Annotated in this window: 16 protein-coding genes; 7 read left to right on the top strand and 9 right to left on the bottom strand. The window is 73.0% G+C overall.

The window, feature by feature from the left end; all coding sequences use genetic code 11:
* The first annotated feature begins 373 nt into the window (after nt 1-373).
* Entirely contained in the window at nt 374-5,326 is a 4,953-nt protein-coding gene (locus tag ACIGFK_RS28460; protein WP_376661966.1) for an NAD-glutamate dehydrogenase, read from the top strand.
* A 136-nt stretch (nt 5,327-5,462) separates the two neighbouring features.
* Here ACIGFK_RS28460 and ACIGFK_RS28465 read toward each other — a convergent pair whose 3' ends face one another.
* Nucleotides 5,463-6,248, bottom strand: coding sequence for an ABC transporter ATP-binding protein (locus ACIGFK_RS28465; RefSeq protein ID WP_400054103.1), 786 nt, complete (start codon nt 6,246-6,248; stop codon nt 5,463-5,465).
* The gene (locus ACIGFK_RS28470) at nt 6,241-7,170 is read right to left on the bottom strand and encodes an ABC transporter permease (RefSeq protein ID WP_376660803.1); all 930 of its coding nucleotides are present in this window, start codon (nt 7,168-7,170) and stop codon (nt 6,241-6,243) included. The genes ACIGFK_RS28465 and ACIGFK_RS28470 overlap by 8 nt, the downstream gene beginning before the upstream one ends.
* A gap of 133 nt (nt 7,171-7,303) precedes the next feature.
* Between ACIGFK_RS28470 and ACIGFK_RS28475 the strand changes: the two genes are divergently transcribed.
* Together ACIGFK_RS28475 and ACIGFK_RS28480 are read left to right on the top strand one after the other, a co-directional pair.
* The gene (locus ACIGFK_RS28475; protein ID WP_376660804.1) at nt 7,304-7,939 is read left to right on the top strand and encodes a TetR/AcrR family transcriptional regulator; all 636 of its coding nucleotides are present in this window, start codon (nt 7,304-7,306) and stop codon (nt 7,937-7,939) included.
* 153 nt (nt 7,940-8,092) lie between these two features.
* Nucleotides 8,093-8,446, top strand: a complete 354-nt coding sequence (locus ACIGFK_RS28480) for a hypothetical protein (RefSeq protein ID WP_386471284.1) — start codon at nt 8,093-8,095, stop codon at nt 8,444-8,446.
* 1 nt (nt 8,447) lies between these two features.
* Here the strand turns inward: ACIGFK_RS28480 and ACIGFK_RS28485 are convergent, their stop codons facing one another.
* The 5 genes from ACIGFK_RS28485 to ACIGFK_RS28505 form a co-directional block, all read right to left on the bottom strand.
* Complete coding sequence (locus tag ACIGFK_RS28485; protein WP_400054106.1) at nt 8,448-10,721, bottom strand: CDP-glycerol glycerophosphotransferase family protein; 2,274 nt, start codon at nt 10,719-10,721, stop codon at nt 8,448-8,450.
* A 132-nt stretch (nt 10,722-10,853) separates the two neighbouring features.
* Nucleotides 10,854-11,759 carry a carbohydrate ABC transporter permease gene (locus ACIGFK_RS28490; protein ID WP_400054108.1) on the bottom strand — a complete coding sequence of 302 codons (906 nt, stop codon included), beginning with the start codon at nt 11,757-11,759 and terminating at the stop codon, nt 10,854-10,856.
* Nucleotides 11,756-13,066: a carbohydrate ABC transporter permease gene (locus tag ACIGFK_RS28495; protein WP_376660811.1), complete on the bottom strand. Its 1,311-nt coding sequence runs from the start codon at nt 13,064-13,066 to the stop codon at nt 11,756-11,758. The genes ACIGFK_RS28490 and ACIGFK_RS28495 overlap by 4 nt, the downstream gene beginning before the upstream one ends.
* Entirely contained in the window at nt 13,063-14,436 is a 1,374-nt protein-coding gene (locus tag ACIGFK_RS28500; RefSeq protein ID WP_400054110.1) for an ABC transporter substrate-binding protein, read from the bottom strand. The genes ACIGFK_RS28495 and ACIGFK_RS28500 overlap by 4 nt, the downstream gene beginning before the upstream one ends.
* Nucleotides 14,437-14,546: 110 nt before the next feature.
* Complete coding sequence (locus ACIGFK_RS28505) at nt 14,547-17,732, bottom strand: FHA domain-containing protein (protein WP_400054111.1); 3,186 nt, start codon at nt 17,730-17,732, stop codon at nt 14,547-14,549.
* A 430-nt stretch (nt 17,733-18,162) separates the two neighbouring features.
* Between ACIGFK_RS28505 and ACIGFK_RS28510 the strand changes: the two genes are divergently transcribed.
* Both ACIGFK_RS28510 and ACIGFK_RS28515 read left to right on the top strand, forming a co-directional pair.
* A complete protein-coding gene (locus tag ACIGFK_RS28510) occupies nt 18,163-19,929 on the top strand; it encodes a protein kinase (RefSeq protein ID WP_400054113.1) in 1,767 nt (588 codons plus the stop codon).
* Between the two features lie 160 nt (nt 19,930-20,089).
* A complete protein-coding gene (locus ACIGFK_RS28515; protein WP_376660810.1) occupies nt 20,090-21,346 on the top strand; it encodes a serine/threonine-protein kinase in 1,257 nt (418 codons plus the stop codon).
* 128 nt (nt 21,347-21,474) lie between these two features.
* On the opposite strand, the gene ACIGFK_RS28520 is transcribed toward ACIGFK_RS28515, so the two are convergent.
* A complete protein-coding gene (locus ACIGFK_RS28520) occupies nt 21,475-22,491 on the bottom strand; it encodes an isopenicillin N synthase family dioxygenase (RefSeq protein WP_376662259.1) in 1,017 nt (338 codons plus the stop codon).
* 314 nt (nt 22,492-22,805) lie between these two features.
* Here ACIGFK_RS28520 and prfB point away from each other — a divergent pair, with 314 nt between their 5' ends.
* Nucleotides 22,806-23,915 (top strand): peptide chain release factor 2, encoded by a 1,110-nt coding sequence (gene prfB / locus ACIGFK_RS28525; RefSeq protein WP_376662260.1) that lies wholly within the window; start codon nt 22,806-22,808, stop codon nt 23,913-23,915.
* A 103-nt stretch (nt 23,916-24,018) separates the two neighbouring features.
* Here the strand turns inward: prfB and ACIGFK_RS28530 are convergent, their stop codons facing one another.
* Complete coding sequence (locus tag ACIGFK_RS28530) at nt 24,019-24,213, bottom strand: hypothetical protein (protein ID WP_329384927.1); 195 nt, start codon at nt 24,211-24,213, stop codon at nt 24,019-24,021.
* A 238-nt stretch (nt 24,214-24,451) separates the two neighbouring features.
* On the opposite strand from ACIGFK_RS28530, the gene ftsE reads away from it, so the two are divergent.
* The gene (gene ftsE / locus ACIGFK_RS28535) at nt 24,452-25,141 is read left to right on the top strand and encodes a cell division ATP-binding protein FtsE (RefSeq protein WP_030771648.1); all 690 of its coding nucleotides are present in this window, start codon (nt 24,452-24,454) and stop codon (nt 25,139-25,141) included.
* Nucleotide 25,142: the final 1 nt, after the last annotated feature.

The following is a 25,142-nucleotide window of genomic DNA, read 5'->3' on the forward strand; positions in this document are numbered from 1 at the left end:
GTCACGGGCGGCCTGCACGGACGCCCGGCCGAGTCGCTGGCCAGAGTGTCAAAGTTCCACCCCGAGATTTGTACAGATGCAGTGAATGACGACCTGGGGGTAGGGCGAGATAGCCTTGTACCCGTGATCAGCGCGATAGTCATCGGCGGCACTGGAGCCTCCGGCATGCGCCCGGCGTACGACCGTACCCGGGCCTTCGCTGATTTCCGCCGCCGGGACCTCCTGCCGAACATGGCCGATTCCCTCCCGGCAGCCTCTCCCGACGACCTAGCGTCGATATCGATCACGGACGGACATCCCGCCCCCGCGCGGCGCTCCGTCATTCCTTCCTTCACCTACGTCACGCAATGGCGCGCGACAGGAGCCAGAGGACATGCAGACCAAGCTGGACGAAGCAAAGGCCGAGCTGCTCGCACGGGCGGCACGGGTAGCTGAGAACAGCCCGGCCGGGGGGCTACTTCCGACTGGGTCCGAGCAGGGAGAGCGTCCAGACAAGGACACGGTGCTCTCCTACCTCCAGCGCTACTACCTGCACACGGCCCCCGAGGACCTCTCGGACCGCGACCCGGTCGACGTGTTCGGGGCGGCGCTCTCGCACTACCGCCTCGCCGAGAACCGTCCGCAGGGCACCGCGAACGTGCGCGTGCAGACGCCCACGGTGGAGGAGAACGGCTGGACCTCCAGCCACTCGGTCGTCGAGGTCGTCACCGACGACATGCCCTTCCTCGTGGACTCCGTCACCAACGAGCTGTCCCGCCAGGGCCGCGGCATCCACGTCGTGATCCACCCGCAGGTCGTCGTCCGCCGTGACGTCACCGGCAAGCTCATCGAGATCCTCGGCCCCGACTGCGACGCGCACGGCCCCCGCACCTCGCGCCCCCACGACTCCCTCGTCGAGTCCTGGATCCACGTCGAGATCGACCGCGAGACCGACCGCGCCGACCTCAAGCAGATCACCGTCGACCTGCTGCGCGTCCTGTCCGACGTCCGCGAGTCCGTCGAGGACTGGGAGAAGATGCGCGACGCCGCGCTGCGCATCGCCGACGGCCTGCCCGAGGAGCCCACCGCCCCGGACCTGCGCGAGTACGAGCTCGAAGAGGCCCGCGAGCTGCTGCGCTGGCTCGCCGACGACCACTTCACCTTCCTCGGCTACCGCGAGTACAACCTCGTCGACGGCGACGCCCTCGCCGCCGTGCCCGGCACCGGCCTCGGCATCCTGCGCTCCGACCCGCACCACAGCGGCAAGGACGACGGCCACCCGGTCTCGCCGTCCTTCAACCGGCTGCCCGCCGACGCCCGCGCCAAGGCCCGCGAGCACCGCCTGCTGGTGCTGACCAAGGCCAACAGCCGCTCCACCGTGCACCGCCCCTCGTACCTCGACTACGTGGGCGTGAAGAAGTTCGACGCCGACGGCAACGTCGTCGGCGAGCGCCGCTTCCTCGGCCTGTTCTCCTCCGCCGCCTACACCGAGTCGGTGCGCCGCGTCCCCGTCATCCGCCGCAAGGTCACCGAGGTACTCGAGGGCGCCGGCTTCGCGCCGCACAGCCACGACGGCCGCGACCTGCTGCAGATCCTGGAGACGTACCCGCGCGACGAGCTGTTCCAGACCCCGGTCGACCAGCTCCAGGCCATCGTCACCTCCGTCCTCTACCTGCAGGAACGCCGCCGGCTGCGGCTGTACCTGCGCCAGGACGAGTACGGGCGCTACTACTCGGCCCTCGTCTACCTGCCGCGCGACCGCTTCACCACGGGCGTCCGGCTGCGGCTGATGGACATCCTCAAGGAGGACCTCGACGGCATCAGCGTCGACTTCACCGCCTGGAACACCGAGTCGATCCTCTCCCGCATCCACTTCGTCGTCCGCGTCCCGCAGGGCAAGGAACTCCCCGTCCTGACCGAGGCCGACGTCGAGCGCATCGAGGCCCGCCTCGTCGACGCCGCCCGCTCCTGGGCCGACGGCTTCTCCGAGGCCCTGGTCGCCGAGCTGGGCGAGGAGCGCGCCGCCGAGCTGCTGCGCCGCTACGGCACCTCCTTCCCCGAGGGCTACAAGGCCGACCACTCGCCGCGCGCGGCCGTGGCCGACCTGTGCCACCTGGAGAAGCTCTCCGCCAGCGAGCGCCCGTTCGCGCTCTCCCTGTACGAGCCGGTCGGCGCGGGCCCCGGCGAGCGCCGGTTCAAGATCTACCGGACCGGCGAGCAGGTCTCCCTGTCCGCGGTCCTGCCCGTGCTGCAGCGCCTGGGCGTCGAGGTCACCGACGAGCGCCCGTACGAGCTGCGCCGCTCCGACCGCGTCAGCGCCTGGATCTACGACTTCGGCCTGCGGATGCCGGTCTCGACGGGCAACGGGGACAACTACCTCGGCGACGACGCCCGTGAGCGGTTCCAGGAGGCCTTCGCGGCCGTGTGGACCGGGGACGCGGAGAACGACAACTTCAACAGCCTGGTGCTCGGCGCCGGGCTCACCTGGCGGCAGGCCGTCGTCCTGCGCGCGTACGCCAAGTACATGCGCCAGGCCGGCTCCACCTTCAGCCAGGACTACATGGAGGACACCCTCCGCAACAACGTCCACACCACCCGGCTGCTGGTCTCCCTCTTCGAGGCGCGGATGTCGCCCGGCCGCCAGGCCGCCGGCAGCGAGCTCGTCGACGCCATGCTGGAGGAGCTGGACGGGGCCCTGGACCAGGTCGCCTCGCTCGACGAGGACCGCATCCTGCGCTCCTTCCTCACGCTGATCAAGGCGACGCTGCGGACCAACTTCTTCCAGCTGAACGCGGCGGGCGAACCGCACTCGTACGTGTCGATGAAGTTCGACCCGCAGGCCATCCCGGACCTGCCGGCGCCCCGCCCGGCCTTCGAGATCTGGGTCTACTCCCCGCGCGTCGAGGGCGTCCACCTGCGCTTCGGCAAGGTCGCCCGAGGCGGTCTGCGCTGGTCCGACCGCCGCGAGGACTTCCGTACGGAGATCCTCGGCCTGGTCAAGGCGCAGATGGTGAAGAACACCGTCATCGTGCCCGTCGGCGCCAAGGGCGGCTTCGTCGCGAAGAACCTCCCCGACCCGTCGGTGGACCGCGACGCGTGGCTCGCCGAGGGCATCGCCTCGTACAAGATCTTCATCTCGGCGCTGCTCGACATCACCGACAACATGGTCGCCGGCGAGGTCGTGCCGCCGCAGGGCGTCGTCCGCCACGACGAGGACGACACCTACCTCGTCGTCGCCGCCGACAAGGGCACCGCCACCTTCTCCGACATCGCCAACGGCGTCGCCGAGTCGTACGGCTTCTGGCTGGGCGACGCCTTCGCCTCCGGCGGCTCGGCCGGCTACGACCACAAGGGCATGGGCATCACGGCCCGCGGCGCGTGGGAGTCCGTCAAGCGGCACTTCCGCGAGCTGGGCCACGACACGCAAGCCCAGGACTTCACGGTCGTCGGCGTCGGCGACATGTCCGGTGACGTGTTCGGCAACGGCATGCTGCTCTCCGAGCACATCCGCCTCGTCGCCGCCTTCGACCACCGGCACATCTTCATCGACCCGAACCCGGACGCGGCCACCTCGTACACCGAGCGCCGCCGCCTGTTCGACCTGCCGCGCTCCTCGTGGGCGGACTACGACACCTCGCTGATCTCGGCGGGCGGCGGCGTCCACCCCCGTTCGGCGAAGGCCGTCCCGATCACCGCGCAGGTCCGCGAGGCCCTCGGCATCGAGGCCGGCGTCACCAAGATGACCCCGGCCGACCTGATGAAGGCGATCCTGCAGTCCCCCGTGGACCTGCTGTGGAACGGCGGCATCGGCACGTACGTCAAGGCCACGGCCGAGACGCACGCGGACGTCGGCGACAAGGCCAACGACGCCATCCGCGTCAACGGCTCCGAGGTCCGGGCCAAGGTCATCGGCGAGGGCGGCAACCTGGGCCTGACCCAGCTCGGCCGCATCGAGTTCGCCCACAACGGCGGCAAGGTCAACACCGACGCCATCGACAACAGCGCGGGCGTGGACACCTCCGACCACGAGGTGAACATCAAGATCCTGCTCAACGCGGTCGTCGCCGACGGGGACATGACCGTCAAGCAGCGCAACAAGCTGCTCGCCGAGATGACCGACGAGGTCGGCACGCTGGTCCTGCGCAACAACTACGCGCAGAACACGGCGCTCGCCAACGCCTCGGCCCAGGCCCCGAGCCTGCTCCACGCCCAGCAGCGCTTCATGCGCCGCCTGGAGAGCGAGGGCCTGCTCAACCGCGAGCTGGAGTTCCTGCCCGCCGACCGCCAGATCCGCGAGCTGCTCAACACCGGCAAGGGCCTGACCCAGCCGGAGCTGGCCGTCCTGTTCGCCTACACCAAGATCACGGTGGCGGACGAGCTCATCCACACCGAGCTGCCGGACGACCCGTACCTGCGCGGCCTGCTCCACGCGTACTTCCCGGGCGCCCTGCTCCGGAAGTTCCCGGAGCAGATCGACGCGCACGCGCTGCGCCGGGAGATCATCACCACGCTCCTGGTCAACGACACCGTCAACACCGGTGGTTCGACCTTCCTGCACCGCCTGCGCGAGGAGACCGGGGCCTCCCTGGAGGAGATCGTCCGGGCGCAGCTGTCCGCGCGCGAGATCTTCGGTCTGGCCGACGTGTGGGACGCGGTGGAGGCGCTCGACAACAAGGTCGCCGCCGACGTCCAGACCCGGGTGCGGCTGCACTCGCGCCGTCTGGTCGAGCGCGGTACCCGCTGGCTGCTGAACAACCGGCCGCAGCCGCTCCAGATCACCGAGACCATCGACTTCTTCTCGGCGCGCGTCGCCGAGGTGTGGGCGGAGCTGCCGAAGCTGGTGCGCGGCGCCGACCTCGAGTGGTACCAGTCGATCCTGGACGAGCTGACGGGCGAGGGCGTCCCGGAGGAGCTGGCGGCGAAGGTCGCCGGGTTCTCGTCGGCCTTCCCGACGCTCGACATCGTCGCGATCGCCGACCGCACGGGCGTGGACTCGCTGGGTGTCGCCGAGGTGTACTACGACCTCGCCGACCGCCTGGACATCACGCAGCTGATGGACCGGATCATCGAACTGCCGCGGTCCGACCGCTGGCAGTCCATGGCCCGCGCCTCCATCCGCGAGGACCTCTTCGCGGCGCACGCCGCCCTGACCGCGGACGTCCTGTCCGTGGGCGACGGGGACGCGACGCCCGAGGAGCGCTTCAAGGCGTGGGAGGAGAAGAACGCGGCGCTGATCGGCCGCGCGCGGACGACTCTGGACGAGATCCGGGGCTCGGACGACTTCGACCTGGCGAACCTGTCGGTGGCGATGCGGACGATGCGGTCGCTGCTGCGCGCGCACAGCTAGTCGGTTCCGTTGAACGGGCCGGGCCCGGGACCTTCGCGGTCCCGGGCCCGGCCCGTTCGTGCACCCGTTGACGGCCGGGTGCGGAGCCCCAGGGGCTCGGCGCAGCCCTGCTTTGCGGGCCCCGGTGGGCAGGGCTTCAGCGGGTCGTGGTGAAGGCCTCGTACGCGTCGCAGACTTCGTCCGCGGGGCCGTCCATGCGCATCACGCCCGCCTCCAGCCAGATCGCGCGGTCGCAGGTTTCGCGGACCGTGCCGATGCCGTGGCTGACCAGGAAGACCGTGCCGGCCCGCTCCCGCAGTTCCTCGATGCGGGCCTGGCTGCGCCGCTGGAAGGCGGCGTCGCCGGTGGCCAGGGCTTCGTCGATCATCAGGACGTCGTGGTCCTTGGCGGCGGCGATGGAGAACCGCAGGCGGGCGCCCATGCCGGAGGAGTACGTGCGCATGGGCAGCGAGATGAAGTCGCCCTTCTCGTTGATGCCGGAGAAGTCGACGATGTCCTGGTAGCGCTCCTTGATCTGCTCGCGGGTCATGCCCATGGCCAGGCCGCCGAGGACGACGTTGCGTTCGCCTGTCAGGTCGTTCATCAGGGCGGCGTTGACGCCGAGCAGGGAGGGCTGGCCGTGCGAGTAGATCCGGCCCCGGGCCACCGGCTGGAGGCCGGCGATGGCGGCCAGCAGGGTGGACTTGCCCGAGCCGTTGGTGCCGATGAGGCCGATCGCCTCGCCCTTGTACGCGGTGAACGTGACGCCCTTGACGGCGTGCACCTCGCGGATGCCGGGGGCCGGCCTGCGGGAGAAGATCCGGCTCAGGGCCGCGGTGGCGGTGCCCTTGCGGCCGCCGCCGTTGACCTTGTAGACGACGTGGACCCCGTCCGCGATGACGGTCGGTACGCGGGTCTCGGTGGTGTCGGTGAGCTCAGCCACGGCCGTACTCCTCCTCGGCCTTCCAGAAGTAGACGAACCCGCCGGCTCCGGCGAGCAGTGCCCAGCCGACGGCGATGAGCCATGCGTGGTGGGGGAGCGAGTGCGCCTGGAAGCTGTCGATCAGCGAGAAGCGCATCAGGTCGATGTAGACGGCCGGGGGGTTGAGCTTCAGCAGCGTCGACACCCAGTACGGCAGCTGGTCCGTCCTGAGCATGGTGTCGATGGACCACATCACGCCCGAGGAGTACATCCACGTCCGCAGGACGAAGGGCATCAGCTGGCTGACGTCCGGGCTCTTGCTGCCGATCCGGGCCATGACCATGGCGACGCCGGCGGCGAAGACCGCCATCAGGAAGAGGGTGGGGACCGCCAGGAGCCAGGCCGGGCCGGGCGTCTGGCCGAAGGCGAGCAGCAGGATGACCAGGGCGGCCATCGTGACGAGCAGCTGCTGGAAGAGCTGTACGACGCTGGAGATGGGCAGGCTCGCGCGGGGGAAGTGCAGGGCGCGGACCAGGCCCAGGTTGCTGTGGACGGAGCGGGTGCCGGCGTTGATGGAGCTGCCGATGAAGTCCCAGACGAAGACGCCGGTGATCAGGAACGGCACGTAGTCGGGCACGCCGTGGCTGGCGCGCATGACGATGCCGAAGATGAAGTAGTAGACCGCCGCGTTCAGGAGCGGGGTCACCAGGTGCCAGACCTGGCCGAGCTTCGCGGTGCTGTACTGCGCCTGCATGCGGGCGGTCGCGTACGCCGTCACGAAGTGGCGGCGGCCCCAGAGTTCCGCGACGTAGCGGGGGAGCGTGGGGCGGGCGCCGCTGAGCGTCAGGCCGTGGGCGGCCGCGAGTTCCGCGAGCTGGGCGGAAGTGGGGGCGGGAGCCGTCGGTCGTGCGGGCTGCGCGGGTGCCGTCGAGGTGGTGGTCACGAGGGTCGCTTTCGCCGGGGTCGGGGCGTCGCTGACGATGGGACGGGTCCGTTTCGTCGCTACGGTGACAGTAGGGCGGGGCGCGTCGGAACGCAACCGTATCGTCGTTACGTGGCGCGGTTATGCTCTGTGCATGACCACGGATCCCGCTGCCGCCTCCTCCGCCGCTGCCCCCGCTCCCGCCCGGAGGGCCCCCGCCGGGGCCGCCGTCCTGCGGGAGGACGTGACCGAGGCGATCCGGGCCGCGGTGGTGGAGGAGCTGGCCGCGGTCGGCTTCGCGCGGATGTCCATCGAGGGGATCGCGCGGCGCGCGGGCGTCGGCAAGACGGCGGTGTACCGGCGGTGGAAGTCGAAGCTGCACCTGGTGCTGGACCTGGTGGGAGCCTTCGCGGCGGACGGGCTGCCGGTGCCGGCCACGGGGTCGCTGTACGGGGACGTACGGGCCCTGCTGGAGGTCATGTCGCACGTGCTGCGGCACCCGGTGGCGTCGGCCGTGATCCCCGACCTGCTGGTCGAGGCGGCGCGGAACCCGGAGATCGCCGATGCGGTGCGGGGGGCGCTGCTCGACGGGCAGCGGCGGCTTGCCGCGGGCATCGTCGAGGAGGCGGTTGCGCGGGGGGAGCTCGCGGAGGGGGTGGATCCGGACCGGGCGCTCGATCTGGCGATCGGGCCGCTGTACTGGCGGCAGGTGGTGGTCCGGGACGCCGTCCCGGGGGGCTACCTGGACGAGCTCGCGCGGTCGGTGGTGGCCGGGCTGAAGGCCGTCTGACCCGGCGGGGCGCAGGGGCGGCTCGGCCGATCGGGGGACGGGGGATCGATTCTTCGGCGGCCGGAGGTTGGGGCGCGCCCGAGCGGCACGGGAGTGTGGCGGCGGACCCGGACCGACCCCGGGGCCGCCGCCGCACTCCCCTAGGAGCAGTTCATGCGCATGCGCAACGCCGCCGTCGCCGGCCTCGGCGCCCTCGTGCTCGGTCTCACCCTCCCGGCCTCGCCCGCGGCCGCCGCGACCGGTGAGTTCCGGTACACGTACAGCGGGCTCGACGGACGCCCGCAGACCGCCGAGCTGCCGGACCCCGCGGACGGCGAGTGCATCACGCTCCCGGAGGTCGCCGACCCCGCTTCCAGCAGCCCCGCGCACTCACCGCGCAACCGGACCGACGCGACGGCGACCGTGTTCACCGAGCCCGACTGCACGGGCGACTGGTTCACCCTCCGTCCGCTCGTCGGGCGCGGCAGCGAGCGGCTCAAGCTGCGGTCCGTCGTCTTCGGCGACTGATCTACGGCCAGAGCGACGGGCTCAGCGCGGCCAGCGGCGGCGGGTCGGGGAGCGGCCCGGCGGCCGCCGCCGGGCAGGGGCGGCGGTCCTCCGGGGGGACGACCGCCGGGAGGGGGTCCGGCTGGCCGAGGAAGACCCGGCGGACCACCCGCTCCGCCGCGTGCCCGTCGTCGTACGAGCAGAACCGCGCGCGGAACGCCGCACGGAGCTGCGCCGAGCGCGAGCCCTGCCAGTGGCCGGTGCCGAAGATGTCCACCAGCTCGTCCTCGGTCCGGGCGATCGCGCCCGGCGGGCAGGCCCGCAGGTCGAAGTAGGTGCCGCGGGCCGCCTCGTACGCCTCCCAGTCGTCCGCGTGGATCACGATCGGCCGGTCCAGCGAGGCGTAGTCGAACATCAGGGACGAGTAGTCGGTGACCAGCGCGTCCGAGGCCAGGCAGAGCTCCTCCACCGAGGGGTGGGAGGAGACGTCGATCAGGCGGGGGTGGGGGTCCGCCGTCGCCGGGGCGTCCGCGTACGTGAGGTGGGTGCGGGCCAGCAGGACGAAGCGCGGCCCCAGATCGCGCAGGACCCGCTCGAAGTCGAGGAGTTCGGGGCGGCTGCGCCGGTAGTCGCGGTGCGTGGGGGCGTACAGGATCGCCGTCGAGCCGGCCGGGATGCCGAGGCGTTCGCGCAGCTCCAGGACCTCGGAGCGGGTGGCCCGGTGGAAGGGGTCGTTGCGCGGGTAGCCGTATTCGAGGGTGGTGTAGGAGGCGGGGACCGCCTTCTCCCACACCAGGGTGGAGTGCCGGTTCGCCGACAGCAGGTAGTCCCACTGGTCGGCGCCCCGCAGCAGGCCCGCGAAGTCGGTGGTGGGGGCGGCGGCGGGGCGGTCCTGGAGGTCCAGGCCGACCCGCTTGAGCGGGGTGCCGTGCTGGGTCTGGAGCAGGACCTGGCCCGGGCGTTTGACCAGGGCGCGCTCGAAGTTGACGTTCGTGGTGAGGTACGTGGCCCTGGCCAGGGCCGTCCAGTACGCCGCCGAGCCCGGCCGCAGAGCGGCCGTCTCCCGGGGCAGCGTCGCCTCGTGCTCCGGGTCGCAGATCCACGCCGTCCGCATCCGCGGCGCCAGCTCCCGCAGCTTGGCCTCGATCGCCGCCGGGTTGCAGGCGTAGCCGCCGTGCCAGTACGCGGAGAAGACCGCCAGCTCGGGGCGGAGCGGGAGCAGCCGCTGGATGCGGTAGTGCAGGCGCAGGGCGCTCTCGCGCAGGCCCCGCCCGAGGGCGGCGCCGCCGCGGCCCGCCGCCAGGGAGGCCGAGCGCAGCACGGACAGCAGCCGGTACGTGCGCCGCGTGCCCAGCTGCATCAGGGCGTGGCGCAGCCTGTCGGTGCGGGACAGGGACAGGGGCAGTGCTCCGGCGCGGACCGGCGCCCGGTAGCGGTGCAGGAGGGCCGAGGCCCGCTGGAAGAACTCGGCCCGGCAGGTGCGCGGGAGGCGGCGCGGGTCGGCGTACAGGGTGCAGAAGTGCTCGGCCATCCGCCGGTGCACGGCGGGGCGCCAGCGCTCCAGTTCGGGGCGGCCGGCGAGGTGGCCGAAGACCCGGTCGTACTGGTCGAAGACGTCGAGGTGGCGGCGGCTGGCCGTGGTCAGGATCGAGCCGGTGCGGCGTTGGCGGTGGTGCACGCAGACCCGGTCGAGGACGGCGACGGACTCGGCGGCCAGCAGGGCGGGGTAGGTCCAGGGGGCGTCCTCGTAGAAGCCGGGCGGGAACTCCAGGCCCTCGCGTTCCGCGTACTCGCGGCGGTAGGTCTTGTTCCACACCACCATCGGCATGCCGAGGAGGCCCGGACGGTCGGCGAGCCGGAAGCTGGCCGGGCCCTCCTCGGAGAGGCGGTGCGAGGGGCTGCCCGGGACCGGCTCGCCCGTCCAGGAGGTGCGCGCGTGGTCGTAGACCAGGACGTCGGGGGAGCCGGTGGCCTTCAGCCGGTCGGTGACGGCTTGCAGGGCGCCGGGGGCGAGGGTGTCGTCGCCGTCGAGGAAGACGAGGTAGTCGCCGGTGGCCCGGGCCAGGCCCGCGTTGCGGGCGGGGCCCGGCCCGAGGTTGTGCGGCAGGTGCACGGCGGTCACCCGGGGGTCCCGGGCCGCGTACTCGTCGATGATCGAACCGCAGGCGTCCGGGGAGGCGTCGTCGACGGCGATCAGTTCCAGATCCGGGTACGACTGCGTCAGGACCGAGTCCAGACTCTCCTGAAGGTAGGCCTGGACCTTGTACGCGGGCACGATGACGCTGAACCGGGGCACGGCACATCCAGGGGTCGGCGCGGGCATATTGCCCAGGAACCCCCGGCGTGGCGATCGGGTTACGCAGAGTGCGGCATTCGGGTTACGGAGCGTCAACACCCCACGTCGATCGTGGTCTTCGGGCCGTCCGGGCTATTTGACCGCGCCCGCCATCACCCCCGAGACGAACTGCCGCTGGAAGGCGAAGAAGACGACGAGCGGCACCACCATCGACAGGAAGGCGCCGGGCGCCAGCACGTCGATGTTGTTCCCGAACTGCCGTACCTGCTGCTGGAGCGCGACCGTCACGGGCGGGTGCGCCGAGTCCGCGAAGACCAGCGCGACCAGCATGTCGTTCCACACCCACAGGAACTGGAAGATGGCGAGCGAGGCGATCGCCGGGGCGCCCAGCGGCAGCACCACCCGCGCGAACAGCCGCAGTTCGCCCGCCCCGTCGAGGCGGGCGGCCTCCAGCAGCTCGCGCGGGATCTCGGCGAAGAAGTTGCGCAGCAGGAAGACGGCGAACGGCAGCCCGAAGGCGGTGTGGAAGAGGACCACGCCCGCGGTGGTCTCGAACAGGCCGATGGAGCCGAAGAGTTCGGAGACCGGGATCAGCGCCACCTGCACCGGGACGACCAGCAGCCCGACGACGACGAGGAACAGCCAGTCCCGGCCGGGGAAATCCAGCCAGGCGAAGGCGTATCCGGCTGAGGCGCCCAGGGTCACCACGAGCAGGGTGGCCGGGACGGCGATCGCGAACGTGCTGAGGAGGGAGTCGGTGATCGTCTCGTTGGCCAGCAGCCGCTCGTAGTTGCCGGTCGTCAGCCGGGCGGGCGCCGTCAGCGCCTGCCACCAGCCGCCCGCGTTCAGGTCGGTGGGGGAGAGGAACGAGGAGACCAGCAGCCCGAGCGTGGGCAGCAGCCAGAACAGTGCGGCCAGGACCAGGAACACCCTCACGGCCCCACCCGCCGCCCGTGCGGCGAGGCCTCCGGCGGAGAGCCCGCCCCGAGGGGGTTTCACCGCCCCGGGGGCCACCGCCGTCGCACCGGAACGGGTCATCGGGATCCCTCCTTGCGGAGCCGGCGGATGTTCACGAGCATCACCGGCACCACCAGCACCAGCAGCAGGACGGCGATGGCACTGCCCAGGCCCGGGTCGGCGTCCGTGCCGAAGGAGGTGCGGTACAGCTGGAGCGCGAGGACGTTCGCGTCGTCCTGCACCGCGCCCGGTGCGATCACGAAGACCAGGTCGAAGACCTTCATGACGTTGATGACGAGGGTGACGAGGACGACCACCAGCACGGGCGCCAGCACCGGGACGGTGATCCGGCGGAACACCTGCCACTCGTTCGCCCCGTCCACCCGCGCGGCCTCCAGCAGCTCCCGCGGCACGGCCGCCAGCCCGGCCCCGATCAGGACCATCGCGAACCCGGCCCACATCCACACGTACGCCCCGATGACCGCCGGGGTGACGAGCGCCGGGCCCAGCCACTCCACCCCCGCGTACGCCTCCCGGAAGTTCGAGGCGGGCAGCCGCAGCAGGGCGCCGTCGGCCGCTGCGGGCAGCGTGAAGGTACCGTCGGCGCGGGTCGTCGCCGAAGCCACGACCCTGCCGTCCCTGACCGCCTCGATCCGCATGCCGGAGAACCCCGACTCGCTCGGATCGACCGCGTTCGGGCGGCCCCCGCCGCCCCGGGTGAAGTCCTGCCAGGCCGTCCCGGTGACCTTGCCCGGCTCGGCGGCCGCGGCCTTCGCCGTACGGGTGCCCTCGGGCAGGGACTCCGGCGCCACGCCGACCAGCGGGAGCACGACCGGGGTGCCCGCCCTGACCGGATCGCGGGTGACGAACGCGCCCCCGTCGGCGGGGACCAGCGGGGAGTCCCGGCCCGGGCGGGCCTTCGGGAACGCCGAGGACTCCGCGAAGGTGTCGTGGACCCCCACCCAGACCGCGTTGGCGATGCCCCGGTCCGGATCGTGGTCGTACACCAGCCGGAAGATGATGCCCGCCGCCAGCATCGAGATCGCCATCGGCATGAAGACCAGGAGCTTGAACGCCGTCCCCCAGCGCACCCGTTCGGTCAGCACCGCGAAGATCAGGCCGAGCGCGGTGGCCGTCGTGGGCGCCAGGACCACCCACACCGCGGTGTTCTTCAGGGCGGTGCGGATCGTCCCGTCCTGGAAGATCTGCCGGTAGTTGCCGGTGCCCACGAAGGAGCCGCCGGAGCGGTCGAAGAGGCTGCGGTAGACCGAGTAGCCGATCGGGTGCACGACGAGCGCGCCCAGCAGCACGAGCGCCGGGAGGAGGAACGCCGCCGCGATCAGGCGGCGGCGCCGGGCCTCCCGGGAGGTGGCCGCCACCGGGATCAGTTCCCGTAGGCCTTGGCCGCGTCCGCCTCCAGTTTCGCCTGGGTGCCCGCCACGTCCGACGGGTTCGCGAGGAAGTCCTGGAGGGCCTTCCACTCACCCGCGCCCGGGGTCCCGCCGAAGGCGGACGGGGCCTGGTCCGACATGTCGAAGCGGAAGTCGTCGCCCGCCGCGATCAGGGCCTTGGCGATGTCGCGCTGGATGTCGTTCGGGTAGGCGCCCGGGTTCACCGCCCGGTTCGGGGAGACGAACCCGCCCTCGCGGGCCTGGATCTCCGCCGCGTCCGCCGAGGCCAGGAAGGTCAGCAGCGCCTGCGCGCCCTTCGACGGCTTCAGCGCGACCGCCACGTCGCCGCCCGAGACCACCGGCGCCTTCGCGCCGACCGCCGGGAAGGGGAAGACGAGGGCGTCCTTGCCCACCTTCGCCTCCGTCTGCGCGATGTTCACCGCCACGAAGTCGCCCTCGTAGACCATCGCGGCCGCCGGCCGGTCCCCGCCGGTGAAGGTCTGCGTCACCGACTTCGGGAACTCCGTCGCCAGGGCCCCGCTCGGCCCGCCCGCCAGGAAGTCCTTGCGCCCGAACAGCTCGGCGAGCGTGGTCAGCGCCTGCTTGACGCTGTCGTCCGTCCACTTGATCTGGTGCTTGGCCAACTGGTCGTACTTCTCGGGCCCCGCCTGCGAGAGGTAGACGTTCTCGAACCAGTCGGTGAGGGTCCAGCCGTCCGCACCGGCCACGGAAACCGCCGGGGTGCCGGAGGCCGAGAGCGTGTCCGCCGCCGTCAGCAGTTCCTTCCACGTCTTCGGCGGCTTCACGCCGGCCGCCTCGAAGGCCTTCGCGTTGTACCAGATCAGCGACTTGTTGGCGGCCTTGTAGTACACGCCGTACTGGGTGCCGTCGACCGCGCCGAGCTTCTTCCAGCCCGCCGAGTAGTTGGCGTCGAGCTGCGCCTGGGCATCCGGTCCCACCGGCTGCGCCCACTTGTTCTGCACCGCCGAGGCCAGCGCCCCGACCTGGGGGAGCAGCGCCACGTCGGGCGGGGCACCGCCCGCGATCTTCGTGCCGAGGAAGGTGACGATCGGGTCCTGGGCCGGGACGAAGGTGACCGTCGCACCCGTCCGCTTCTCGAACTCCTTCAGGACCTTGGTGAAGTTCGCCTGCTCCGGGCCCGTCCAGACCGCCGCGACCTCGAGCTTCTCGCCGGGCAGCTTCGGTAACTGCACCTGCGGCGAGGCCGTCCCGCCCTGGGGTGCCTCCGACGCGCCGTCCTTCGCCTTGGACCCGCCGCCGTCGCCGCACGCGCCGAGCACGAGCGCGCCCGCCGCGGCGATCGCCGCCCAGGTGAGTGTCGTACGGCCCGTTCCGTGCTTGCGCATGGTTCTGCCCCCGATGCCCGCTGTGTGTCCTGGAGTGTGTCCTGGACCACAAGGTCTACGCCGACCCGCGCGCCCCGCGCAATACCGCCTCGCCGGGCGCGGGACCGCGTCTACGGGGCGGGCGGGAACAGCACGGGCACCGCCGAGACCAGGTGCGAGGCCCGGTCCAGGGCGCTGGCCAGCAGTGCGAGGTCGGTCGGCCCGTTGCCCAGTTCACGCACCGGGCGGCGGGCCGGAGGGTCGCCCATCCGCTCCCACTCCACCGGGACCACAGTGGGCCGCAAGGTCGCCGTCCGGGGGATCCGGCCGGTCACCCGGCCCGCCTGGAACGGCACCGTCCGCCCGTCCGCGTGCCGCAGCAGGCCGCGGCCGGGCCCCGGCTGGTCGGGGGCGTCCAACTCCACCCGAAGGGTGGTCAGCCGGGCGAGGAGGGTGTCGGCCGTCCGGTCCGGACGGGCGCTCGTGGCCACCAGGTGCACACCGAGCCGGGCGCCCTCGCGGGCCACCGCCTCCAGCGCCCGCACCACCGAGCCGGCGGCGGGCCGGCCCGTGGCGCCGAGCCCCGGCGCGACCAGCGCGTCGAAGTCGTCCACCAGCACCACCAGACGGGGCAGCGGACTCGGCCCCGCCGGATCGGTCCGGACGGCGGAGGCGCGCAGCCGCAGCGTCCCCGTGCGCTGGGGGTCGAGGTCGCCGCGCAGTTCGCCCGGGCTGGGCTGGCGGGGGGACACCATCCGGTCGGCGAGCTCCCGGCCGGCGTGCCACTCGGCGAACGGGACCCCGTCCAGCAGCTCGGCGCGGCGCTTGAGCTCCGCGCCCAGCGCCTGGGCGAACTCCCGCATGCGCAGCGGATCCGAGGCCACCAGGTGGGCGGAGACGTGCGGCAGCTCGGTGCAGGGCAGCAGCCCGTCCCCGCGCTCGCCGCCGGCCCCGTCGAGCAGGACCAGACCGAGCCGGTCGGGCCGGGCCGCCGCCGACAGCGAGGCCGCCACCGAGCGCAGCAGCTCCGTGCGGCCGCTCCCGGCGGGCCCCTCGATGAGCAGGTGCGGCCCGTCGTGGACCAGCTCGGCACCCACGGGCCCGCGCCGGCCGCCGCCCAGCACGATCTCGGCGAGGCCGCCCACGCCCTGCCCCTGGTCCGTGGAGGCGGCCCAGCGGGCCATCAGGGAGGCCGGGGTGGCCCGGGCCAGCCCCAGTTCGTCCAGCAGCCGTGCGGTGGCGGGCAGCGCGGCGGCGGCCGGCCGGTAGGTCTCCGCGGAGGCCTCGGTGGTGCGCAGGGGCGCCAGCGCCCGCGCGAAGCGTTCGGCCCAGGCGGCGGAGACGGCGTCGGCGGTGGCGGTGGCGCCGGTGGGCACCGGGCGGCCGCCGTCGGTGGCGAAGGTCCGTACGGCCGTGGCCACGTCCCCGCTGAGCAGGGCGGCCGCGCCGCAGTCCCGGAACGCGGGGGAGCCCGCGCAGGCGGCCTCGTACGTCTCGGCGACCGGGGAGGCGGGGGTGGAGGCCGGGGCCTCGGCGAGCGCGAGGACGTGGATCCCGGCGGCCGGCCCGTGCGAGGCGAGCCGCCCGGTGAGATCGCGGAGCGGGCCCGCGCCGGGATCGCCGTCGAGGACGAGCAGGGTGTACGGCCCCTCGTACACGGCCGCGGCCCGCCGGACCTGATCGGCATCGGCGGCGGCCCAGTGCGGGCCGAGGGGGCCGTCGTCGAGGCGCCGGGTCAGCTCGCCGGTACGGGCGGCCGCCTGATCGCGGTCGTACGCGAGGAGCAGCCGGCAGTCCTGGCCGTGCGCGGGCCGTACGTGGGGCAGCCAGCCGAGCCAGCCCCAGTCGCGGCGGCGGTCGGCGAGGCCCCGTGCGCGGTCGGTGGACAGCAGCACGATCTCCAGCTGCCCGGGCGCGTGCAGGGCGGCGGCCTGCGCGACCACCCAGCGGGCGACCCCGGTCAGCCGGGCCCTCGGCCCGGCCACGCCGAGCCCTCCGACGGCGGGCAGCGACACCCGGCTTCCGGCGCCGAGCCCGACCTCCAGCAGCCGGGGGTGGCCGGCCGCACGCGACCACAGGCGCTCGTTGGGTGCCAGCGCGGCCAGCAGCAGTGCGGCGGGGTCGTCGGCGTCGGGCACGGCGGCGGCCGCGGCCGGCTCCTGCGGCTCCTCGGCGACCTCCTCCCCGCGCACCCACTTCCGCGCCCAGGCGCCTATCCCCTTGCGGCGCCCCTTGCCGGGCGGCGTGCCGGGTCCGTTGGCCCCCGCGGCACCGTGCGGCGTCCCGCCGGATCCGGCGGAGCCCTCGTCGGCACCGCCCGTGCCCGCGCCGACAGCGCCGTGGGTTGCGGGGCCGTGCCCCGAGGCCCGCTCGGCGCCGCCGGAGGCATCCGTACCGCCGTGCGTACCGCCGTGCGTGCCGCCCGGGGCGGGCCACCCGGCTGCGCCGGTCGTGCCCGTGCCGGCCGCGCCGTGCCCGGCCGGGCCCTGCGGCGCACCGCCGTGGGTCGCGGCGCCGTGCCCCGCGCCCCGTCCGGCGCCGTCGGAGTCGGGCGGGCCGACGTGTCCGGGCCGTCCGGCGCCGACGGGACCCGCGGGGCCGTTCGCGCCGGGGGCGTCCGGGGCCGTTCCGCCGGGGGAGCCCGTCGGCCCTCCCCGGCCCGGGGTCCCGGAGGACAGGGACAGGTGGCCTTCCAGGTCCGGGGTGACCGGGCGCGGGGCCGCCGTGGCCGGAGGGGCCAGACGGAGGGTGGACTCGCCGACCCGGAGCAGGGCTCCCGGGGTCAGGGCGACCGGCTGCGGGCCCACCGGGGCGCCGTCCAGCGTGGTGCCGTTCGTGGAGTCCAGGTCGGCCACGGCCACCCGCCCGTCCTGCAGCACCGTCACCGTGCAGTGCAGCCGCGAGACGTCGGGGTCGTCGAGCGGGACGTCGGCGTCGGCGGAGCGGCCGACCCGGATCTGCCCGCTGTGCAGCAGGTGCACCCCGCCCGCGTCGGGTCCGGCGACCACGTGCAGCTCGGGGGCGCCGAGGCTCTCCTCCGGCAGGACGTCCGGCACCGGCACGTTCAGCGCCAGTACCGCCCCGTCGACGAGCGGCGGTTCGCCCAGGACCCGCCGCTGGAGGTCGAGCCGCTCCGAACCGGCGTAGAGCACGACCGTGCCCCCGGTGTCGGGTCCGCCCACGGTCGCCGCCAGCCCGGAGGCCACCGCGGCCAGCACGGTGCCGACGGGCGCGGTGACGAGCACGTCACAGCTGGCTGGGGCGCTCGCGGTCTGGTGGCCGCTGCGCGACCCGAGGACGGTCAGCCGGATCTGCATCGCCGTCAGCGGTCCCTTCTGCGCGGTGGGCGCGGTGAGTGCGCCCGGCAGGGGAATGACGGGCCGGGCATCGCTGCCCGCTCGTCGCCCCCCGCCCGGCACGGACGCGTCGTCCGGTCAGGTCTGCCGGAAGGCGGGGCTCCCGTCCCGTGCCTTCCGTACGTGTGCATCCTCGCACCTGTTACGGACAACACGCCCGGCGCCCGCCCACAAATGATCTTGATCGATCAGCGGGCGGGCCCGACCTGGCCGAATGCAGAGGAAAAACGCCAGGGGCATACGCCCCGAACGTCACCCTTCGTACATACGTGCGGCAACCAACCTCCCGTGACCCGCGTCTTCCACGGGGACACCCCCTAGAGTGGGCCGGAAAACCGATCGGACACCCGGTCGGCACAGCAGATCGACACAGCAGCAGGGAGCGCGAGACGTGCGGCCAGTCGGCAGCAAGTACCTGCTCGAGGAGCCGCTCGGGCGCGGCGCCACGGGCACTGTCTGGCGTGCCCGCCAGAGGGAGGCCGCGGGTGCCGAGGCGGCCGTGGCCGGACAGCCCGGCGAGACCGTGGCCATCAAGGTCCTCAAGGAGGAGCTGGCCCAGGACGCGGACATCGTCATGCGCTTCCTGCGGGAGCGCTCCGTCCTGCTGCGCCTGACCCACCCCAACATCGTCCGCACCCGCGACCTCGTCGTCGAGGGCGATCTCCTCGCTCTCGTCATGGACCTGATCGACGGCCCGGACCTGCACAAGTACCTCCGCGAGAACGGCCCCTTCAGCCCGGTCGCCGCGAGCCTGCTGACCGCCCAGATCGCGGACGCGCTCGCCGCCAGCCACGCCGACGGCGTCGTCCACCGCGACCTGAAGCCCGCGAACGTGCTGCTCGACGAGCGCGGCGGCCAGATGAAGCCGATGCTCACCGACTTCGGCATCGCCCGCCTCGCGGACTCCCCGGGCCTGACCCGCACCCACGAGTTCGTCGGCACCCCGGCCTACGTCGCCCCCGAGTCCGCCGAAGGCCGTCCGCAGACCTCCGCCGTCGACATCTACGGCGCCGGCATCCTGCTCTACGAGCTGCTCACCGGCCGCCCGCCGTTCGCCGGCGGCACCGCACTCGAAGTGCTGCACCGCCACCTCAGCGAGGAGCCGCAGCGCCCCTCGACCGTGCCCGAACCGCTGTGGACGGTCGTCGAGCGCTGCCTGCGCAAGGAGCCGAACGAACGCCCCAGCGCCGTGAGCCTGGCCCGCGCCCTGCGCGTGGTCGCCTCCGGCATCGGCGTGCACTCCTCGGCCGCCGAGGTGGAGGCCGCACTGGGCGTCGGTGTGCTGCTCGCCCCCGACCCGTCCCCGGCGCCGGTCCCCGAGACCCCGGGCGCCGCCGACGCCACCCAGGTGCTGCCCGCGGGCGCGGCCGCCACGCCCATGGGCGCGTACGACCCGAACGCCATGACCAGCGTCATGCCGCCGGTCGGCGCCGCCGACGCCACCACGGTGCTGCCGGCCGGGTCGGCCGGGCAGGGCCCAGGCCCGGGCGCCGACCCGACCTCGGTCATGCCGCCCGTGCAGCGGCCGGACCAGCCGCACCCGTGGCAGTCGCAGCTGCAGGCCGCGCGCGACCGCAACGAGCAGACGCAGATGCACTACCTCGACCCGAGCGAGGACCCGCTGCGCCGCCGCCCGCAGCGCCAGGCGCCCCCGCCGCCGCAGCACCGGCCGCAGCAGCCTCCGCAACAGCAGTACCGCCAGGCCCCGCCGCCGCAGCAGCCTCCCCAGTACCGGCAGCAGCAGCCGCAGCACCAGCAGTACGCGCCTCCGCCGCCGCAGCAGTACCAGCCGCAGCAGCGTCAGCCCCAGCCGTACCAGCAGCCGCAGGCGCCGCAGCAGCCTCAGTACCGCCAGCCGCAACAGCAGCCCCCGCAGGCTCCGCCGCCGCAGCAGGCCCCGCGGGAGCCCCGCGAGCCGCGCCGCCGCAGCGCCAACCCGGTGAAGATCCCCGGCCTCGGCTGCCTCAAGGGCTGCCTGGTGCTGATCCTCATGTTCTTCGTCGCGGGCTGGCTGATCTGGGAGTTCACCCCGCTCCAGGAGTGGGTCGGCACGGGCAGGGGCTGGTTCGACCAGCTGTGGACCTGGGGCTCCGACGCCGTCGACTGGGTCAGCACGATCGGGGACGCGGCGAGTTCCAACCAGCCTCCGACGCCCTGAACCGGACCCTTGTAGCGCCGAGTTCGTGGATTTGTCGACTTCTGGGGCATGTTTTCGCCCGCAGAAGTGAAGGTCACCGCGATTCAGGGCCCCTGCTGGCCTCCAAGGCGCACCCGGCCGCGTAGCTTTGGTGCGTACGCCAGCCGCTGAGGGAGCAGTCGTGGCACGGAAGATCGGCAGCCGGTACACCGCGCACCAGATCCTGGGGCGCGGCAGCGCGGGCACGGTGTGGCTCGGCGAGGGGCCTGACGGGCCCGTCGCCGTCAAACTGCTGCGCGAGGACCTCGCGTCCGACCAGGAACTGGTCGGACGCTTCGTCCAGGAGCGCAGCGCGCTGCTCGGCCTGGAGCATCCCCACGTGGTCTCCGTCCGCGACCTCGTCGTCGACGGCAACGACCTCGCCCTGGTCATGGACCTCGTACGCGGTACGGACCTGCGCACGCGCCTCGACCGCGAGCGGCGGCTCGCCCCCGAGGCGGCCGTGGCGATCGTCGCGGACGTGGCCGACGCGCTGGCGGCCGCGCACGCGGCGGGGGTCGTCCACCGGGACGTCAAGCCGGAGAACGTCCTGCTCGACATGCAGGGCCCGCTCGGCCCGGGCGGGGCGCATCCGGCGCTGCTGACCGACTTCGGCGTGGCCAAGCTGATCGACTCCCCGCGGCGGGCCGCCGGGGTCCGGACGTCGGCGCCCGCCACCCGGATCATCGGCACCCCGGACTACCTGGCCCCGGAGATCGTCGAGGGCCTGCCCCCGCGGGCGGCGGTCGACATATACGCCCTGGCCACGGTCCTGTACGAGCTGCTGGCCGGCTTCACCCCCTTCGGCGGGGGCCACCCGGGCGCGGTGCTGCGGCGGCACGTCACGGAGACCGTCGTCCCCCTGCCCGGGATCCCCGACGAGCTGTGGCAGCTGATCGTGCAGTGCCTGGCGAAGGCCCCCGCGTCCAGGCTCCGGGCCTCGGAGCTGTCGGTCCGCCTGCGGGACCTGCTGCCGCTGCTGGCCGGGATGCCGCCGCTGGACGTGGACGAGCCGGACGACGCGGAACCGGAGCCGGACCCCTCGGAGGAGCAGGCCGCGACGGCGGAGCCGGTGCGGCGGCGGGGCGTGGTCCCGCTGGTCCCCGGGTCCGCGACGGACTCCAACCGGGACACCCACACCTCCATGCGGGTCCCGGGGCCGGACGAGCTGGCGGGCGGCGCCCTGGGCACGGCCCGCGTGCCGCGCCCGGCCGGTGGCCACCGGCCCGGCTCCGCCCGGCACCGGGCGGAGGCCGCCCGTAAGCGGCGGCTCATCCTGTCGACCTCCGCGGTCGCGCTGGCGGCGGTGCTCGGGCTGGGCACGTGGTTCGCCGTCTCGGGCGACGACGCGCCGCCGGCCCGCCAGGACAACAAGCACTCGAGCCCCCGCACCCCGTAGCCCCGGCGGGTGCGACGCCGTTGTCGGGGGCTCCGCCCCCGAACCCCCGCTCCTCAAACGCCGGCGAGGCTGGATCTGCCGCGCCCGGCGGACGGCAGGGGGGCGAATCCAGCCCCACCGGATACGGGCTATGCCGGGACGACCAGTTCCGGGTGCCAGCGGCGCGCCACCGCGGGGTGGGCCCGGACCCACCCCTTCAGCTCGTTGCGGCCGTACTCGGCGTGCAGCGGGTTCGACGCGTCGTGCACGACGCCCGGCGCCGTCCGCAGGTACTCGCCCGGCACCGTGTCGATCACCGCGTCCAGCCGCGGGTTGTAGAAGAACGGCACCGAGTACCGCTCCACCGCCCCCGGCGGGCTGATCACCCGGTGGTCCGTCGCCGTCAGGTAGCCCTCCGTGGCGATCTCCAGCAGCTCGCCCAGGTTCACCACGAAGGCCCCGGGAAGCGGCGGGACGTCGAGGTAGCCCCCCTCCCGGACCACCTGGAGGCCGCCCACCGAGTCCTGGAGGAGCAGCGTGAGGAAGCCGTAGTCCTTGTGCGCGCCCACCCCCTGGTCCGCGCCGGACGGGGCCGATCCCGGGTAGCGGATCAGCTTCGTGTGCAGGTGGGGCCGGTCCGCGAAGGCCTCGTCGAAGAAGTCCGCCGGGGCTCCGATCGAGGTGAGGAGCTCCCGCAGCAGCCGGTGGGCCACCGCGGCGAGGCGGGACTGCCAGTCCAGGACGACCGTACGGAGCTCCGGGAGCGCGGCCGGCCACTGGTTCGGGCCCTCCAGCCACAGGTACGCCGGGTCGCCCGGCCGCAGCACCGGTGCGGGCCGCTCCGCGCCGACGTCCAGCTGGTCCCGCCAGTCGGAGGCGCCGCCCGTCAGCTCGTGCCCGATCCGGGTGTAGCCGCGGAAGTGCGGGGAGTTCAGGTTGCTCACGGCGAGCCGGTCGGCCTCCGGGAGGGCGAAGAAAGCCCTGGTCAGCTCCAGGATGCGGGCGCTCTCGGCGGCGGTGATGCCGTGCCCGGTCAGGTGCAGGAACCCGGTGTCCCTGGCGGCCGCGTGCAGCTGCTTCAGGAAGTCGGCCCGCCGGGCGGGGTCGTCGGCCTGGGAGAGGTCCAGGACGGGGAGGGAGGAGGTCGAGGTGTGCGCGGACGGCATGACGGCTCCGTTTCGGGATGTCACGGGGTCCTGTTCCCCAGAGGTGGCGGGGGCCGCGGGTGGGGTGGGCCGCCGGCAGGGATGGCGCCGGGACCGCTGGTCCGCGTACAGGACCAAGTCGGATCGGGGTGGATCAGGCTTGGGACAGGTCCGGCGGAAGACAGCTCGTCGTCGTGACACGCATGTGGTCCACATGGCGGCGCTTGACGAGGAGAACGGTCATACGCTGAGCGTACGCCCGTGCGACCCGCCGTCGGTACGGGTGATTCGGCCTGCCCGGACGGCCTCCTCCGAGGACCGGCTACGCTGGACCCGTGGCAGTCGTCGATGTTTCCGAAGAGCTGAAGTCCCTCTCCTCGACCATGGGGTCGATCGAGGCCGTCCTGGACCTCGACAAGCTGAGGGCAGATATCGCCGTGCTCGAGGAGCAGGCCGCCGCGCCGTCCCTGTGGGACGACCCGGAGGCCGCCCAGAAGATCACGAGCAAGCTTTCGCACCTCCAGGCGGAGGTCCGCAAGACCGAGACCCTGCGCGGGCGCATCGACGACCTCGCGGTGCTGTTCGAGCTCGCCCAGGAGATGGACGACGCGGACACCCTCGCCGAGGCCGAGGCCGAGCTGGTCTCCGTGCGCAAGGCGCTGGACGAGATGGAGGTCCGGACCCTGCTCTCCGGCGAGTACGCCGAGCGCGAGGCCCTGGTCAACATCCGCGCCGAGGCCGGTGGCGTCGACGCCTCCGACTTCGCCGAGCGCCTCCAGCGCATGTACCTGCGCTGGGCCGAGCGGCACGGCTACTCGACCGAGATCTACGAGACCTCGTACGCGGAAGAGGCCGGCATCAAGTCGACCACCTTCGTCGTCAAGGCCCCGTACGCCTACGGCACCCTCTCCGTCGAGCAGGGCACCCACCGCCTCGTGCGCATCTCGCCCTTCGACAACCAGGGCCGCCGCCAGACCTCCTTCGCGGGCGTCGAGGTGCTCCCGGTCGTCGAGACCAGCGACCACGTCGAGATCGACGAGACCGAGCTGCGCGTCGACGTCTACCGTGCCTCCGGCCCCGGCGGCCAGGGCGTCAACACGACCGACTCGGCGGTGCGCATCACGCACATCCCGACCGGCATCGTCGTCTCCTGCCAGAACGAGCGCTCGCAGATCCAGAACAAGGCCAGCGCCATGAACGTCCTCCAGGCCAAGCTGCTCGAGCGGCGCCGCCAGGAGGAGCAGGCCAAGATGGACGCCCTCAAGGACGGCGGCAGCTCCTGGGGCAACCAGATGCGCTCCTACGTCCTGCACCCGTACCAGATGGTCAAGGACCTGCGGACGGAGTTCGAGGTCGGCAACCCGCAGGCGGTCCTCGACGGCGAGATCGACGGCTTCCTCGAGGCCGGCATCCGCTGGCGCAAGCAGCAGGAGCAGACCGCGTAACCCCTGAACAGACAGACGGAAGGGCCCGGACACCAGTGTCCGGGCCCTTCCGTCTGTGTGCACTGTGTCCACACGGTTCACGGCACGTGCGTGATCGCCACGGCTACGCGGTCTGCTGGGCCACCAGTACGAGCGCCGCCACGAGGATCACCATGAGCACGATGAGCGTCGCGGGATTCAGGCCGGAGAAGGGGCCTTCCTGCTGCTGGAGGCGCTCCCTGTTCGCCCGGCACACCGGGCAGCGGCCCTGGCTGACGGGTGCGGCGCAGTTCGCGCACACGAGCCGGTCATATGTCATGCGCTCCTCCTCTCGTCCTCTTGGTCCTCTTACTCGTGTACAACGGCACGAGGAACCACTGCGTTCCCCCTACCACTGTGCCAGCTTCGACGACATTCGGCGCGGCCCGTCCGGGCAATCACGGTCACAGACCCCCCGGACCCGGGGACATATGGGGCAACTCCGGTTGCCGGGTCCACACCTCGCGCCCGTTCGCGTATGGTCACGCACACCTACTCCCGGCGACCGTGGTGCACCCGTGATCCGATTCGACAGTGTCTCCAAGTCCTACCCGAAGCAGAGCCGTCCCGCACTCAGAGAAGTCTCCCTCGACATCGCGAAGGGCGAGTTCGTCTTCCTGGTCGGCTCCTCCGGCTCCGGCAAGTCCACCTTCCTGCGGCTGATCCTGCGAGAGGAGCGGGCGAGCCACGGCCAGGTGCACGTCCTGGGCAAGGACCTCGCCAAGCTCTCCAACTGGAAGGTCCCGCAGATGCGGCGCCAGCTGGGGACCGTCTTCCAGGACTTCCGCCTGCTCCCCAACAAGACGGTGGCCGAGAACGTCGCCTTCGCCCAGGAGGTCATCGGCAAGCCGAGGGGCGAGATCCGCAAGGCCGTCCCGCAGGTCCTGGAGCTCGTGGGCCTCGGCGGCAAGGAGGACCGGATGCCCGGCGAGCTCTCCGGCGGTGAGCAGCAGCGCGTGGCCATCGCCCGCGCCTTCGTCAACCGGCCGGCCCTCCTCATCGCGGACGAGCCCACCGGCAACCTCGACCCCCAGACCTCGGTCGGGATCATGAAGCTGCTGGACCGGATCAACCGGACCGGCACCACCGTGATCATGGCCACGCACGACCAGCAGATCGTGGACCAGATGCGCAAGCGCGTCATCGAACTCGAACAGGGCCGACTCGTACGCGACCAGTCGCGCGGCGTCTACGGCTACCAGCACTGAA

Source organism: Streptomyces sp. NPDC085524, from assembly GCF_044541755.1.
In the GTDB taxonomy this organism is placed as follows: Bacteria; Actinomycetota; Actinomycetes; order Streptomycetales; family Streptomycetaceae; genus Streptomyces.

Excerpts from the sequence above, each read along its gene's own strand:
- ACIGFK_RS28460 (WP_376661966.1), top strand. The coding sequence starts at position 374 with ATGCAGACCAAGCTGGACGAAGCAAAGGCCGAGCTGCTCGCACGGGCG.
- ACIGFK_RS28505 (WP_400054111.1), bottom strand. The coding sequence starts at position 17,732 with ATGCAGATCCGGCTGACCGTCCTCGGGTCGCGCAGCGGCCACCAGACC.
- ACIGFK_RS28530 (WP_329384927.1), bottom strand. The coding sequence starts at position 24,213 with ATGACATATGACCGGCTCGTGTGCGCGAACTGCGCCGCACCCGTCAGC.
- ACIGFK_RS28475 (WP_376660804.1), top strand. The coding sequence starts at position 7,304 with ATGACCACGGATCCCGCTGCCGCCTCCTCCGCCGCTGCCCCCGCTCCC.
- ACIGFK_RS28480 (WP_386471284.1), top strand. The coding sequence starts at position 8,093 with ATGCGCATGCGCAACGCCGCCGTCGCCGGCCTCGGCGCCCTCGTGCTC.
- ACIGFK_RS28490 (WP_400054108.1), bottom strand. The coding sequence starts at position 11,759 with ATGACCCGTTCCGGTGCGACGGCGGTGGCCCCCGGGGCGGTGAAACCC.
- ACIGFK_RS28520 (WP_376662259.1), bottom strand. The coding sequence starts at position 22,491 with ATGCCGTCCGCGCACACCTCGACCTCCTCCCTCCCCGTCCTGGACCTC.
- ACIGFK_RS28500 (WP_400054110.1), bottom strand. The coding sequence starts at position 14,436 with ATGCGCAAGCACGGAACGGGCCGTACGACACTCACCTGGGCGGCGATC.